Consider the following 15,972-nt stretch of genomic DNA (forward strand, 5'->3'; position numbering starts at 1 on the left):
ATGATGCAAGTTATTCAACTCCACCATCCTTACCGACCGGATGATATTATTGATGAGTCAATTGTTCTAGCTTTGGGCTTCTTTGACGGGGTCCATTTAGGCCACCAGGCAGTGATCCAAAGAGCTCAACAAGAAGCTCAATTGCGAGGAATCAAGCTCGCAGTCATGACCTTTAATCAACATCCTAAGATTATTTACTCTAATATTGATTCCCAGAGCGTGAAGTATCTTTCAACGACTGATCGCAAGTTAGAATTATTTGAAGGCTTAGGTGTAGACGTGACCTATTTAATTGACTATACGCTTGACTTTGGCATGCAAAGCCCGCAAAGCTTTGTCGATGAATATATTGTTGGCTTGAAGGCTGAGGTCGTTGTGGCAGGTTTTGATTATACTTACGGCAAGAAAGACATTGCGAATATGCAGACGTTAGAGGGGCACGCTAAAGGTCGCTTTGATATTATTGAAATATCTGAGTTGACAATGCATGAGCATAAAGTTGGCTCTACTAGCATTAAGGATTTACTCACCCATGGTAATTTAGAAGAAGCCAATCAGCAATTAGGCTATATCTACCAGACCAGTGGTTATGTGGTCCCAGGAGATCAAAGGGGGCGGGATATGGGTTATCCCACGGCGAATGTGAAGACAAATCCACAGGAATTACTTCCAAGTATTGGGGTTTATTCGGTAGAAATTCACGTGGATGGCCAGTGGCATCAGGGGATGGCTTCCATTGGTTATAACGTTACCTTTGAGGGAATTCGTGACTTGCGCTGTGAGGTCAATATCTTTGATTTTGACCGTGATATCTATGGTCAGCAGGTTCAGATACGTTGGCACCATTATTTACGCCCAGAGATCAAATTTGCCTCGGCTGAAGCGCTGATTGAACAACTCCAACAAGATGAAGTAGATAGCCGTCATTTCTTTACAGAACCGAATTACTAAAGATTTTTAGCACTCATTTGTGGCGAGTGCTATTTTTTTGATGTTTGTTGACCTTTTCCCTTGACTTTAACTAGGAAGGGGTGTATGATAGAAGCATAGGTTAGCACTTATCCTATCTGACTGCTAATCTACCTAAAAGAGGTGAAGGAATGCTAACGCCAAGACAAGAAGAAGTTTTGCGATGGATTATTCAACTTTATCGGCAATCGGGTGAACCTATTGGTTCAAAGACCTTGCTGCAGGAAAGTCAACTGCAAGTGAGTCCTGCGACAATTCGCAATGATATGGCCGCCTTAGAGCAAGCGGGTTTCTTAACGAAAGCCCATAGCTCGAGTGGGCGCATCCCTTCAGGTGATGGATATCGCTTTTGCGTCCAACAAATCATCGATCATCCTGAACGCATCAAGCTGGCACCGGAAGATGCCCAGGCCTTTGAAGAAATTCTTCAAGCAAGAAATTATGATGCCTACAAACTCACGCAACTGAGCGCTGACATGCTTGTGTCCCTCACGGGTTATACTGCGATTGTGTTTGGCCAAAGTCAGGATGTGCATCATTTCGATGAGATGCGCCTGGTTCTGACAGATGAACGTCAGTTGATTACACTATTAGTGACAGATCAGGGCCATATAGAGAATGAATTATTCCAAGTTCCGGCGTTACTTTCGCGTGAAGATATACAGCGGATGATGACGCTCATCAATAGCGAACTCAAAGGATTGACCTTGCAAGATGCGTATCAACGGATGAAGCTATCCATTCCTCTACAGACGCAGAAGGCAATTGGTTATCAATTTGATTTCTCGCCTTTAATTGAGAAAGCTATTTTCCATTTGAAGACTCATACTTACTGGGTCAGTGGCAAAAGCAATATCTTTGACTTAATTGATGGGCGAATGGAACCTGATGCGATGAAATTACTATTTAATTTAGTCGACGGTTCGCGAGACATGCTCGAAGTGCTTGAAAATCAAGATACGGGTGTCCATGTCCTTTTCGGAGATGAATATGCACCCGAGCAACTCGATCACATTAATTTAGTGACCGGAACTTTCAATACATCTTCGGACAAAATGACAGTCGGCCTCTTAGGTCCTGTTATGATGCCTTATGAACGTATCATCGCGACCATGACCACCTTAGTTGATAAATTAGCTAAGATTTAGTAAAGGAGGGATTCAATTGTCTGAGAAAGAATTGAATGAAGAAGTGAACGAACAAACAGATATTGATACTGAAAAAACAGAAGAAGTCCCAGAGACGGATGCAATGAATGAAACGAATTCAACGGAGGGGGCTACGGAAGAAGTCCTACAACCGGAGGAAGAAGACAACTATGCAGTTTTGCAAGCGGAGAATGAGCAACAAGCCGATCAAATTCTACGGTTGCAAGCAGAGATTGCTAACATTCAACGTACGAATGCACGTAATCAGCAGAATATAACGAAGTATCGCTCCCAGCAGCTGGCAACTAGCTTATTGGATGTGATTGATAACCTTGAACGTGCTCTTGAAACAGAGGTAACGACTGAGGACGCTACCGCCTTGAAGAAGGGTGTAGAGATGGTGCTCAATCAATTCAAAGCAGCTTTTGAGAGCGAGAAGATTACCGCAATCGACCCGTTAAATGAGCCTTTCGACCCGAACTTTCACCAAGCAGTTAGCATGATGCCTGCTGGTGATGGTCAAGAAAGCAACACGGTGATACAGGTCTTGCAGAAAGGCTATGTCCTTGAAGACCGTGTTATTCGCCCAGCGATGGTCATTGTGGCCGAATAAATAAGCTAATTCTAAATAAACGACAATAAACAAAGGAGAAATGCATTATGGCAAAAATTATTGGTATTGACTTAGGAACAACAAACTCTGCAGTCGCTGTCCTTGAAGGTGGCGAAGCCAAAATTATTCCTAACCCAGAAGGAAACCGTACGACACCATCAGTCGTTGCTTACAAAAACGATGAAATCCAAGTTGGTGAAGTTGCTAAACGTCAAGCAGTAACCAACCCTGACACAATCAGCTCAATCAAACGCTACATGGGCTCAGATAAGAAAGTTGAAATGGGCGGGAAAGAATATACACCGCAAGAAATTTCAGCGATGATTCTACAATACTTGAAGAGCTATGCTGAAGACTACTTAGGTGATAAAGTAACCCAAGCTGTCATTACTGTTCCAGCATACTTTAACGATGCACAACGTCAAGCAACCAAAGACGCAGGACGCATTGCAGGCTTAGAAGTTGAGCGGATTGTTAACGAACCAACCGCAGCCGCTTTAGCCTACGGTCTAGACAAAACAGAACAAGATGAGAAAATTCTTGTGTTCGACTTAGGTGGGGGTACATTCGACGTATCGATTCTTGAATTAGGTGACGGTGTCTTTGATGTACTCGCTACAGCAGGGGACAACGAACTTGGTGGGGATGACTTTGATGAGAAAATCATTGCTTACCTTGTTGAAGAATTCAAGAAAGAAAATGGCATTGATTTATCTAAAGACAAGATGGCGGGCCAACGTCTGAAAGATGCAGCTGAAAAAGCTAAGAAAGACTTATCTGGTGTAACGCAAACACAAATCAGCTTACCGTTCATCACAGCTTCTGATGAAGGTCCACTTCACTTAGAAACAACCTTAACTCGAGCTAAATTTGATGAATTAACTAGTGATTTAGTAGATCGTACGAAAATCCCAGTCCGTCAAGCATTGAAAGATGCCGGCTTAAGCAGTAAAGATATTGATGAAGTTATCTTAGTAGGTGGTTCAACACGTATTCCAGCGGTTGTTGAAGCAGTACGCAAAGAAACGGGTCAAGAACCTAACAAATCCGTGAACCCTGACGAAGTGGTAGCCATGGGTGCAGCAATTCAAGGTGGCGTTATTTCCGGCGATGTGAAAGATATTGTCTTACTTGACGTAACACCACTTTCCCTAGGAATTGAGACAATGGGTGGTATCTTTACAAAATTAATCGATCGTAACACTACTATTCCAACAAGCAAGTCACAAATCTTCTCTACGGCTGCAGATAACCAACCTGCCGTTGATGTACACGTCCTCCAAGGTGAGCGTGAAATGGCAGCAGACAACAAGACTTTAGGTCGCTTCCAATTAACAGATATTCCAGCAGCACCACGCGGTGTACCTCAAATTGAAGTAACATTTGATATTGATAAGAACGGTATCGTAAACGTTAGTGCGAAAGATTTAGGTACAGATAAAGAACAATCAATTACCATTAAATCTTCTTCAGGCTTAACCGATGAAGAAATTGATCGGATGGTTAAAGATGCCGAAGCGAATGCTGAAGAAGATAAGAAACGTCGCGAAGAAGCTGACTTACGTAACGAAGTTGATCAATTAATCTTTACAACTACTAAGACCCTTGACGAAGTTGAAGGTAAAGTATCTGAAGATGAAATCAAGGAAGTAGAAGCTGCCCGTGATGAACTTCAAGCAGCTGTCGAAGAGAACGACCTCGAGAAAATGAAAGAAAAACGTGACGCTTTGTCTGAAAAAGTTCAAAATATGAGCGTAAAATTATATGAGCAGGCAGCAGCTGAACAACAAGCTCAAGCTGAACAAAGTGGTGATAATGCTTCATCGAATGACGACGGTACTGTCGAAGCAGATTTTGAAGAAGTCGATGATGAAGAATAATGCCTAGCTTATCATAACTGCCTGAAGCCAAGGGGTTATTCTAATATCCCTTGGCTTTTATTTAATGAAGGAGGAAACGCATGGCAAATAAGCGCGATTATTATGACGTCCTAGGCATCTCAAGAGATGCTTCAGATGACGAAATTAAGAAAGCCTACCGCCGTTTATCCAAGAAATATCACCCGGATATCAGCGATGAGCCGGATGCGGAGGAGAAATTTAAGGAAGTTGCGGAAGCTTATGAAGTGTTAAGCGACGACCAGAAACGTGCTGCCTACGACCAATATGGCCACGCTGCCAATGATCCGAACTTTGGTGCCGGAGGCTTTGGTGGTTTTGGTGGTTTTGGTGGTTTCGGCGGTGGCGGAAGCTACAGCGGTGGCTTTAGTGATTTTGACGATATCTTTAATACATTCTTTGGTGGTGGCGTTGGCGGACGCAGTCGCCAGCAACCCAATGCACCCCAAAAAGGGGCCGACTTACAATACCGGATGACGCTTACCTTTGAAGAGGCGATTTTTGGTAAGGAGACAACTATCCGCTATAATCGGGATGAAGAATGTCATACGTGCCACGGTACCGGTGCAAAAGAAGGGACCCAACCTACAACCTGTCATAAGTGTCATGGCTCAGGGACTATTCAAGTGGAACAAAACACACCTTTCGGCCGTGTGATGACCCAATCCGTCTGTGATGTCTGTGGTGGTACAGGAGAAGAAATTAAAGAAAAATGTACAACGTGCCACGGTTCTGGTATCGAAAACAAATCACATAGTGTGAAAGTATCGATTCCAGCCGGTGTAGAAGGTGGCCAACAAATTCCACTACGAGGCCAAGGGGAAGCCGGCCGCAATGGCGGACCTTATGGTGACTTATACATCTTAATTCAAGTGCAAGCAAGCGAGCAATTTGAGCGCCAAGGCACCGAAATTTACTATGAACAACCGATTACCTTCGCACAAGCTGCCCTTGGCGATGAAGTTAAGGTGCCAACAGTGCATGGAAATGTTAAATTAAGAATTCCAGCTGGAACCCAGACCGGTACCGTCTTTAGAATGCGCGGTAAAGGGGCCCCTCGCGTCGGTGGCGGTGCTCAAGGTGACCAACATGTAACGGTCAAAGTAGTCACGCCAGAGAAGTTAAGCGCAAAAGAGCGTGAACTGTTCGAAGAGTTAGCTAAAGAGTCTGGCCAAGAAGTGAAAGAAAGTGGTTTCTTCAACCGCGTCAAAGATATGTTCGATAATGATTAACATAAGATAAGTCCTCAACGCTTTTGGAGCTTGAGGGCTTGTTTTAATGGGCTTCTAGCGGATATTTTTAGCGCGATAGGCTATCATTTTGGCGCGATTTTTGATAAGATTAGGTGTGATGATTTCAGTAGACAATCAAGGATGTGATAATGAATGGACCTCAATGAAATGAAAGAGCGTCAGAAACATACCCGTAATTTCTCGATTATTGCCCACATTGATCATGGCAAATCTACACTAGCTGACCGTATCCTACAAAAGACGGATAGCGTCGCTGAGCGTGATATGGCGGATCAATTGCTGGATAATATGGATTTAGAGCGTGAGCGCGGAATTACGATTAAATTAAATGCTGTTGAGTTAAGTTATGAAGCAAATGATGGCAATGAGTATATCTTCCACTTAATTGATACCCCTGGTCACGTCGACTTTACTTATGAGGTGTCTCGTTCACTTGCTGCCTGCGAAGGAGCGATATTAGTTGTGGACGCAGCCCAAGGAATTGAAGCGCAGACCTTGGCGAATGTGTATTTAGCAGTCGATAATGATTTAGAAATCCTACCCGTTATTAATAAGATTGACTTACCGGCCGCTGATCCTGAACGAGTCCAGAATGAAATTGAAGAGATTATCGGGATTGATGCAAGTGAAGCTGTACATGCAAGCGCCAAAGCTGGCATCGGTATCGAGGAGATCTTAGAGCAGATTGTAGAGAAGATCCCTGCGCCAAGTGGGGATATTGAAGCACCCCTTAAGGCCTTAATATTTGATTCCGCTTACGACAACTATCGCGGGGTGGTATTGAACGTCCGCATTATGGACGGAGTGGTTAAGCCGGGTGATACAATCCAATTGATGAGTAATGGCAAGAATTTCGATGTGGTTGAAGTGGGGGTATTCGGCCCGAATCCGATTAAACGTGATTACCTAATGGTAGGGGACGTAGGTTACATTACCGCTAATATTAAAACCATTCAAGATACCCGCGTTGGTGATACGATTACACTTGCCGATAATCCAACGCAAGAGCCGTTAGATGGGTATCGCCAAATGAATCCGATGGTCTTTGCTGGCTTGTACCCGGTCGATTCTAAGGATTATAATGACTTGCGTGAATCCCTTGAGCGCTTGCAATTAAATGATGCGGCCTTACAGTTCGAACCGGAGACGTCACAGGCCTTAGGGTTTGGCTTCCGAACTGGCTTTTTAGGACTTTTACATATGGATGTTATCCAAGAGCGCTTAGAGCGTGAATTTGACCTTGATTTGATTATTACCGCACCTTCAGTTATTTACCGCGTCTTAAAGACAGACGGGACCGAAGTTGAAGTGGATAATCCATCTCAGATGCCAGATCAAACAGAAGTCGAACAAATCTTTGAGCCATACGCAAAGGCATCAATTATGGTTCCAAGTGAATACGTAGGGGCCGTCATGGAGCTGTGTGAACGTAAGCGTGGGGACTTCGTGACAATGGAATACTTGGATGAATATCGGGTAAATGTCATTTACGAAATTCCTATGGCAGAAATTATCTTTGACTTCTTCGACACCTTAAAATCCAACACGAAAGGTTACGCCTCGCTAGACTATGAAGTGATTGGCTATAAGACGTCTAACTTAGTTAAATTGGATATTATGCTAAATGGTGAAATTATTGATGCCTTTAGTACCATTGTACATAAGGATTTCGCCTTTAACCGCGGTAAAGCTCTGGTTGAGAAACTTAAAGAGATTATTCCGCGCCAAATGTTTGAAGTGCCTGTCCAAGCGGCTATTGGCAACAAGATTATTGCCCGTTCAACGATTAAAGCTTACCGCAAGGATGTTACGGCTAAGTTATACGGCGGAGACGTAAGTCGCCGTAAGAAACTCTTAGAAAAGCAAAAAGAAGGGAAGAAGCGGATGAAGTCCGTTGGTTCTGTAGAGATTCCTCAGGAAGCCTTTATGGCAGTCTTAAGCATGGATGATGAAGATTAATACGTGAACACATAAATATGAGCAAGTCACTAACCTAGAGCTGGTGACTTGCTTTTCTTTTGCAAATTTTGCCCATTTGAGGGAAGTTTTTGCTACAATACGAAAGGTTTGAATCTAGTTAGAAATGAGGATAGATGTGTGGAATATTTAGGGATGATAGGCGTTATTTTAGCCTTATTGACAATGATTTTTATGATTACCCGGGGCTATCATGCCGCTTTTGCTGGTTTAGTAGCGTCAAGTATCTTAATTGTAGCCAATGATATGCCACTATTGGAAACATTGGTAGGGCCCGAAGCGTCTTTTGTAGCCGAGATGGGTGGCTTCATTATCGAGAATTATATGGTTGTGCTATTGGGCTCCGTTTTGGCGACATTGCTTGAACGATCGGGTGCAACGTATACGATTGCTCAGAAAGTGATTGAAATTGTCGGTGCCGATCATCCATATTCCGTAATGCTAGCCATATTCTTAATTGCTTGTATTTTAACTTATGGCGGGGTGAGCTTCTTTGTGGTTATATTTATGGTTCTACCAATGGCACGTCCCTTGTTCAAGACTTTGAATATTCCATGGACCTTGGTTACTATTCCTATTTTCGGTGGGATGTCCACTGTAACGATGAGTATGCTACCGGGAGCTCCGTCCATTCCGAATATTCTTCCGGCTAATTACTTAGGGACACCCTTAACGTCTGAAGCCTTTCTAGGTATCGCAGCATCTGCTGGGGCGGTTGTCTTTATCTTATTATGGATGCGCTACGCCCTTAAGCAATCGTTGAAACGTGGAGAAGGCTATGTAGATGTTGAAGAGCAGGCTGGCACGCTCATAGCAGTTGCAGAGGATTTACCTTCGATTGGTCGCAGTGTCCTTCCGATTATTAGCTTAATTCTTGTTATCATTATCTTTGGGGATGTTCCTTATATTGCGCTTACTGCCTTAGCGTGCGCCATTCTTATTGCTGTGGTTTCTATGCAGAGCTATATCCCAGACGTCAAAGAAACGTTTAATGATGGAATTCACGCTTCCTTTAGTACTATTATGGTCACAGCTAATACGAATGCCTTTGCTTTAATGATGACCTATGCACCGGATTTTCAAGCTTTTGCAGCTAACTTATGGCAACTGTCTCTTTCGCCCGTTATAAAATTAAGTATTGCCTGTGTCCTATTAAGTTTCCTGACGGGTTCCGCCATTTCAGCGACGAAAGTTTCACTGGAGCAATTTGCTCACTTAGCGCTCGATGCGGGCTTGCAGGCGCCATACTTACACCGTTTAATTGTCATTGCGTCCTCAAGCTTTGGGGTAATGCCCCATACGGGGTCACTGGTCACGTATGCGACTCTCTCAGGTTTAGGCCATAAGGAGAGTTTGAAGTATAGTTTGCCTACAGTTACAGGGGCCAATATTGTCGGCTTAATCGTCTTTCTGCTTCTTTCTTAGGCTAGTTGGGTCTTAGTAGGGATACAGCCTAAAGACTAACAATTTGATTGGAAGCTATAAGGGTCGTAGGGTATACAAGGATAAGTAAGAAAATTTAGGCTAGGCATAAATAAGAAGCATATTACTTGAGATTATTATTATTTATTAGTAAAATTATATTAGTAAATGAAGGAGGTATGTATCATGGCAAACCAAGCAGTTCAAACATTCTTGAATAAGATTGTGGCAACCCAAGGTCAATTCTATATTCGCTTACATCAATTTCATTGGTATGTGAAAGGCTCGAATTTCTTTGCACTCCATGAGAAATTTGAAGAAATGTATGATGAAACGACAGAGAATCTCGATGAGGTAGCGGAACGCTTATTAGCTATCGGTGGAGAACCCTATTCAACCTTACAGGAATTCATTGAGCATTCTGTCTTAAGTGAGAATCCTGAAGACAAATATTTATCGCAAGAGGACATGGTCAAGGCTGTCATAAAAGATTTACAGACAATTGTAACGTCCTTAGATGAAGGAATTGCACTGACTGATGAAGCAGGGGATAATCCTTCCAATGATTTATTGATAGGTATGAAAGAATCGGCTGAAAAGAATATTTGGATGTTAGAAGCTTACTTAGGCGACGCAGTCGATGCGTAACGATAACATTTAACCATAAAGGCCAAGAGGAAATAGCCGCTTGGCCTTTTTTAATTTAGACAAAATATATTTTTAAATAGTGGCAACATCACCAATAAAAACTATTGAAATGATTAATAGTACACATATTCTGCTAATAAAGATAAGTATGTAATATTACTATACATGACGTTGAACTCTATTTAATAATGAAGGTGTCTTGGCTTTAGACTTGTGACATATTGGACTTTGCCTTAAACTAGAGTTAAATGATTGAAGGAGAAGAATTCTCATGACAAATAAGCAAATTGTTATTGTCGGTGCGAATGCTGCCGGTGTTAGTGCAGCTTTAAAACTAAGACGGTTGGATGATTTCGCTGAGATTATACTATTGGAGCAAGCAGAAGTTATCAGTACAGCTAATGATGCCTTAACAGATACCTTGCGTGAAGATATTCCCTTTGCTTCTATGCAACAATATCAACCCATCCAATTGAATCGATTATATGGAGTCGATGTTAGAGTGGGGCATCGGGTGCTGAGAATTAATCGGAGCGAGCAAAGGGTGCAAGTTGAAAAGATTAAGTCCGGCGAAATCTTTGAGATAGCTTATGACCGGTTAATTTTAGCCACCGGCGTGAAGGTTGATGTCAGTTGTTTGCCACAAGGGAGTCATTTACCCCATGTCTTTTATTGGGACCATATTCATGCGGTTGAAGACTGGCGAGCATTTAAGCAGCAGAATAAAGTAAATCGTGTGGCGATTCTAGGATCGGGTAAAGAGGCGATTGAATTGGCCTTCTACATGAATAATCTTGGCACAAAAGTTATCCTGCTTACACGGGAGGCCCAATTATTGCCTGAATTCTCAAAAGATTTCCTTTCAATCTTAGGTAAAGAACTGTATGATGCGAGGATTGAGGTTAAGTTAAATGCGCAAGTCAAGGAAATTACTGACCAGGCGCTTTTACTTGAATCGGGGGAAGTAATCAGCCAAGAAGCGGTGTTTATTATTCCAGAGCTTGTTCCCAATGCCGAATTAGCAGAAGCCAGCGGCTTAGCTATAACGGCAGCAGGTGCGATTCGCGTAGACGAGCATTACCAGACAAGTGATGCATATATTTATGCAGCAGGTGCCATTGCAGAAGAGTTGGATGCTTTAACTATGGAACCTGTATTAAGGATGTCTCCAGGCTTCGCCCAAAAGCAAGGCCGTAAAGTAGCCGCGGCTATATTAGGCCAAGACGTTCAACCGTTGAACAGCTGGCCAGTGACCCTTGTGCAAGTGAATGAGGCTAAATTGGGTCAAGTAGGTTATGAAGCGAAGACTTTAGACCAAACAGATTATCGGTATGATTCGATTTATATCATTCCTCATGACCGCGCTTGGTTCATGCCGACTGCTCAGCCCTTGCATATTAACTTATATTTCGAAAAGGGAACGGGGCGTTTGTTCGGCGGTCAATTATTTGGTCGAGGCCAGATCGAACGACGTTTAGACGTTCTAGCGACACTGATTCAGCAAGGTGCGACGGTTAATGATTTAGCTGATATGGAATTTAGTTTCAATGCGCAAACGACGGCGCCGAAAGATCCGCTTAATACCGCAGGACTTGTCGCCTTAAATAGATTGGAAGAAGCTTACCGCCAAGTTCCCGTGCATGACGTTCGGAGTCTCTTCGAAGCAGGGGCGAATTTTATTGATGTTCGTGAGGTGGAAGAATATGAACTGGGTCATATTAAAGGGGCTGTGAATATTCCGATGAGCCAATACCGCGAACGGATGGATGAATTGGCTAAGACTGAGACTTATTATATCTATTGTCGTTCTGGTCATCGCAGTTACAACGTAGTGAAGGCTCTTCAACAGAGAGGTTTCCGGGTGTATAATGTGGCTGGCTCATTTCTAGGCATTTGCATTTATGAATATGTGACGGATCAAATGACGGGTCGCGAACCTATAGTAACGGCTTATAATTTTACGTAAAGGTGCGAGGAATATGGCAATAGAAGGAAAAGTCGAGATGCTTACAGGGGCTTCTTCGGGGATTGGCGAAGCAACCGCTTATAAGCTCGCTCAAGTTGGTGCTAAAATTGTTTTGGCTGCCCGTCGGGAGGAGAGACTCCAAGAAATATCTCAAGCGATTCGCGCTTCTGGCGGTGAGACCATTTATCAAGTGGCCGATGTTTCAAGTCGCGAAGACAATTAAGCCTTAGCCCAGTTGGCCAAAGATACCTATGGTAAAGTGGCTGTGATGTTCTTAAATGCAGGCTTAATGCTGAGCTCAGATTTTGCGGCTTCATTAGGCCAAATGATTGAATGGTATTGCGGCCGTCCTGCAAGAGTTCTGATTCCTAAAGTCCGGGCAAATAATTGCATTGCTTTCTGTGGCTGCTTTAAAGCATTATCCTGGAGGACTATTTATATAGGGCAACCAAGTGAGCGGTGAAAGATTTAATGGAAGTTCCACGGCTCGAACAAGACCATGACGCGATGAATACTCACCCCTTAGTCATTATCCGGGTGCAGTCAAATCCGAACTCGTCGATCATATTAAGAATCCCAAAGAGTATACGCCAGCGAAGCAACTGTATGATACTTATACATTTCCTGCTGAGCGAGTTGTCGATGTGCTTGCCTTTGCGATTGTTGCACCGGAAGATACGAATATTGCTGAAATTACGTTAGGTTCCGTTAATCAACCTTGGTTAGATGGCAAAAAAGCAGCCTTTGGGCTGCTTTTTGAATGAGGATTTAGTGTTGGCTTACAGGCGTTGTGTCTTATCGTCAATTTCAAGTTATTCACGACGTTCTGTCTTCTCAACAGATTGGGTGGATGTTTCAGTTGATTTGCTGATTTCAACTTCATCTGTTACTTCCACTTGACGGTCTACTACAATTTCATCTTCAGAAAGTGGTACGACGATTTTTTCTTCAACAAAAGCATTTTCTATAATGGACCCATAGTTCTGTACAACTCTTGAGAGCAGTTTTTATCTTGTGTACAATTCATGACGGCTATTTTTTATGAACAGGGGTGAGAAAATATTTTTTATACACAAGCGAAGACATAAGGAGCAATCAATACGGTTCAAAAAACTTTACCAATGAACAACGTGAGTATCTTGAGAAATCACCCTATCTTAATGCAGTCTATGCGAACCGTGTATCCTATAGCGATGCCTTTATACAGCTGTATATAGAACGCGTTCAACGCAAAAATGTACTGGACATGGGGGTCAGTTTATTCACCGTCAACTACACCTTCTGTTGGCTCAACATGGCAGATATATAGCTCTTCGTGTTCTACAGGAACTTCGACAGTTTCTACATCGGTTACAACTTCCATACTGAAGAAACGTTGGAACCAGTTGCGGTTGTCTTGGCCTAAATCTTCGTAATCTAAGAAATTCCCTTCGCCTTCGTAATGCTCTTTAACGAGCTCATTGGCGACGACAGTAATGTCGCCTGAATACATGCCTCGTTTGATTAAGTCATTGACTGCTATAGCTGCTTGATTAACATCCGAGAATACACCATATACATAATTTGTTGCCATAATAAACATAACTCCTCATTTTATTGACTTCGGTTATCAACAACTTAATTATATAACGTGACGGAAAGAAGCCCAAATATAATTAATTATATTTACTTAAATATTTTGCAATAATTATTTTAGACTCATGTATATAAAAATGAATAAATCAATTAATTTGCTCGGGTCACATTTAAGTGGATTGCTTAAAAAAAGTATTTTTTTGCTTTTTTGACTAAATGATGGGCTTTGTTATAATGGATGTAGTATGTAGTTCTATTGCGGAAGGATAGAGCTGTAGGAGAAGGGTGGTGAAGTGAAATCGAAGAGAACGCTGTTTATCAGAAGCGATTTAACATCGGCTATCTTCTAGTCTTTCTTGCCGGCGCTGGCTGGGGTACTGGAGGCATTTGGATTAATCGCATGACGGCCTTGGGGGCAAGTTCTTTTATGACAGGGTTTGTGGGTCATTTTTTCGCCTTTCCCATGTTAGCGATTGCCTTATTGGCTACTCGAGGTAGTGAGGGTTTTCAGATCTCGCGTAGAGGTTTAATTGCTTCAATGATTATGGGTATTGTCACCAAAGGCTTCTTCAAGATGGCTTACGATACATCAATAGCGGTAGCTGGAGTATCAACTGCAGCTGTGCTGCTCTATACGTCTCCCGTATTTGTAGCGGTCATGTCACGTTTCGTGTTTAAAGAGCACTTGGCGAAGCATCAATTCCTAGCCCTGGCTATGAACTTAGTGGGGGTCTTTTTGATGGTAACCTTAGGTGATATATCTAATTTAAATATACAACCTATCGGTATCTTACTGGGTCTTACGGCAGCTTTCTTGCATGCTTCGAATACCATTATGGCGAAATTTGCAGGAGGTTCAGACGATCCATTGACGATGACTTTTTATATGCTGTTATTCTCAGCGATTACCCAGTCGTTTGTAGCTCAGCCATGGTCTGCTCATAATTTAGCACTATTTGCTAGTGGAGAATTTTTACTTTTTGCCTTTGTGAATGCCTTAGTTACTGGGGCATTGGCGAATCTGTTGTATTTAAAAGGGATGTCCATGGGTGTGGAAGCTTCCAAGGCTCCGGTACTTTCTTCTGTAGAAGTGGTTGTTGCAACCCTGAGTGGGGTGTTATTATTTAGTGAGGCGATGAATTGGATAGGAATCGTTGGAATTGTGTTAATGGTCTTATCGATTTATTTGATGAATCGACCTACCAAAGCTTAAATCTCAAGGAGGAATTATAGATGAAGAAATTTATCAATGCGACGATTTATGGTCATGAAGATGCAACAGAAATCTTGGTTGAAGATGGGAAATTTAAAGCCTTCGGCACAGATTTAGGTGACGCGGATGAAGTCATTGATTTAGAGGGACGTTTAGTCATTCCGCCGTATGTTGATTCGCATTTACACTTGGACTACTATATGACAGGCAAAACAGATGAAGCGAAGAACGAAACGGGTACGCTTTTTGAAGCGATTGACATTTGGAACGACTTCAAAAAAGGCACAACGAAAGAAGAAATGAAAGAGCGTATGTATCAAGCTGTTCATGACGTGGTGAGCTATGGTACCCAATATATTCGTGCACAAACAGACTGTACCGATCCGAACTTAACTGGAATTAAAGCAGCTTTAGAAGTTCGAGATGAATTAAAGGATAAAGTGACCATTCAAGTCGTCGCTTTCCCTCAAAATGGGATGTATTCTTTTGAAGAAGAGGGCAAAACTGGGCGTGATTTAGTCGAAGAAGCCTTACAATTAGGCGCAGACTGTGTCGGGGGTATTCCGCACAATGAATGGTGCCGGGCCGATGGCGAGAAGGCAGTGAAAGAAATCGTCCGTCTCGCGGTAGAATATGATAAGTTAATTGATGTCCACTGTGATGAAACGGATGATACCCATGCTCGTTTTGTTGAAGCATTGAACGCTGAAGCAATGCGCGTGGGACGTGGCGACTTGACGACAGCTTCTCACACATGTTCTTTTGGTTCAGTGGATGATGCTTATGCCTTCCGTATGATGGGCTTATTCCGTCAATCGGGCATAAACTTTGTAGCCTGCCCAACAGAAAACTTATTCTTACAAGCTCGCCAAGATACATATCCGAAGCGTCGTGGTTTAACCCGCGTGAAGGAATTTGTGGATAATGAGATTAATGTGGCTTTCGGGCAAGACTCCATTGTAGACTTATGGTACCCAGCTGGGAACGGTAATATGATGAATATCTTAGATAACGGTATTCATGCAGCGCAGCTGATGCGCGAAGAAGACTTCCCGCGTAACTTTGATTTAATTACATATAATGGGGCGAAACTCATGAAGATTGAAGATGAGTATGGCCTAGACGAAGGTAAGCCAGCAAACTTTATCGTCCTTGATGCACCGGATGCCTTTGAAGCCCAAAGAAACCGCGTCGAGTGTATGGCTTCCATTCGTGAGGGAGAATATCTCTTCAAGAAACAACCGCGTGTATACGACGTTGAAGTAAACTTAAAATAATTAACCAACAACA

The 15,972-nt window shown here is 42.7% G+C and carries 14 protein-coding genes; 12 read left to right on the forward strand and 2 right to left on the reverse strand.

Annotated features, from left to right (window positions below):
• Positions 1-3: 3 nt before the first annotated feature.
• From ribF to CL176_RS12665, 10 genes are all read left to right on the forward strand, one after another.
• Complete coding sequence (gene ribF / locus CL176_RS05405) at positions 4-951, forward strand: riboflavin biosynthesis protein RibF (RefSeq protein WP_118991573.1); 948 nt, start codon at positions 4-6, stop codon at positions 949-951.
• Between the two features lie 149 nt (positions 952-1,100).
• On the forward strand, positions 1,101-2,117 hold the full coding sequence (gene hrcA / locus CL176_RS05410; RefSeq protein ID WP_118990389.1) for a heat-inducible transcriptional repressor HrcA: 1,017 nt from the start codon (positions 1,101-1,103) through the stop codon (positions 2,115-2,117).
• A gap of 16 nt (positions 2,118-2,133) precedes the next feature.
• Complete coding sequence (gene grpE / locus CL176_RS05415) at positions 2,134-2,730, forward strand: nucleotide exchange factor GrpE (RefSeq protein WP_240430595.1); 597 nt, start codon at positions 2,134-2,136, stop codon at positions 2,728-2,730.
• Between the two features lie 47 nt (positions 2,731-2,777).
• Positions 2,778-4,610 (forward strand): molecular chaperone DnaK, encoded by a 1,833-nt coding sequence (gene dnaK / locus CL176_RS05420; protein WP_118990390.1) that lies wholly within the window; start codon positions 2,778-2,780, stop codon positions 4,608-4,610.
• Between the two features lie 80 nt (positions 4,611-4,690).
• On the forward strand, positions 4,691-5,860 hold the full coding sequence (gene dnaJ, locus CL176_RS05425; RefSeq protein WP_118990391.1) for a molecular chaperone DnaJ: 1,170 nt from the start codon (positions 4,691-4,693) through the stop codon (positions 5,858-5,860).
• Between the two features lie 153 nt (positions 5,861-6,013).
• Positions 6,014-7,840: a translation elongation factor 4 gene (gene lepA / locus CL176_RS05430; RefSeq protein WP_118990392.1), complete on the forward strand. Its 1,827-nt coding sequence runs from the start codon at positions 6,014-6,016 to the stop codon at positions 7,838-7,840.
• 138 nt (positions 7,841-7,978) lie between these two features.
• Entirely contained in the window at positions 7,979-9,283 is a 1,305-nt protein-coding gene (locus tag CL176_RS05435; RefSeq protein WP_118990393.1) for a GntP family permease, read from the forward strand.
• A 183-nt stretch (positions 9,284-9,466) separates the two neighbouring features.
• On the forward strand, positions 9,467-9,928 hold the full coding sequence (locus CL176_RS05440) for a Dps family protein (RefSeq protein ID WP_118990394.1): 462 nt from the start codon (positions 9,467-9,469) through the stop codon (positions 9,926-9,928).
• A 271-nt stretch (positions 9,929-10,199) separates the two neighbouring features.
• Positions 10,200-11,894 (forward strand): FAD-dependent oxidoreductase, encoded by a 1,695-nt coding sequence (locus CL176_RS05445; RefSeq protein WP_118990395.1) that lies wholly within the window; start codon positions 10,200-10,202, stop codon positions 11,892-11,894.
• Positions 11,895-11,907: 13 nt separating this feature from the next.
• Positions 11,908-12,117 (forward strand): SDR family NAD(P)-dependent oxidoreductase, encoded by a 210-nt coding sequence (locus tag CL176_RS12665; RefSeq protein WP_240430596.1) that lies wholly within the window; start codon positions 11,908-11,910, stop codon positions 12,115-12,117.
• A gap of 589 nt (positions 12,118-12,706) precedes the next feature.
• Here CL176_RS12665 and CL176_RS13005 read toward each other — a convergent pair.
• Together CL176_RS13005 and CL176_RS05460 are read right to left on the reverse strand one after the other, a co-directional pair.
• A complete protein-coding gene (locus tag CL176_RS13005) occupies positions 12,707-12,898 on the reverse strand; it encodes a DUF2382 domain-containing protein (protein ID WP_118990396.1) in 192 nt (63 codons plus the stop codon).
• A 254-nt stretch (positions 12,899-13,152) separates the two neighbouring features.
• Entirely contained in the window at positions 13,153-13,467 is a 315-nt protein-coding gene (locus tag CL176_RS05460; RefSeq protein WP_118990397.1) for a hypothetical protein, read from the reverse strand.
• Between the two features lie 336 nt (positions 13,468-13,803).
• Between CL176_RS05460 and CL176_RS05465 the strand changes: the two genes are divergently transcribed.
• Positions 13,804-14,682: a DMT family transporter gene (locus CL176_RS05465; protein WP_276102262.1), complete on the forward strand. Its 879-nt coding sequence runs from the start codon at positions 13,804-13,806 to the stop codon at positions 14,680-14,682.
• A 20-nt stretch (positions 14,683-14,702) separates the two neighbouring features.
• Positions 14,703-15,959 carry an amidohydrolase family protein gene (locus CL176_RS05470; RefSeq protein ID WP_118990399.1) on the forward strand — a complete coding sequence of 419 codons (1,257 nt, stop codon included), beginning with the start codon at positions 14,703-14,705 and terminating at the stop codon, positions 15,957-15,959.
• Positions 15,960-15,972 lie beyond the last annotated feature (13 nt).

It is taken from the genome of Suicoccus acidiformans (assembly GCF_003546865.1).
Taxonomy (GTDB): Bacteria; Bacillota; Bacilli; order Lactobacillales; family Aerococcaceae; genus Suicoccus; species Suicoccus acidiformans.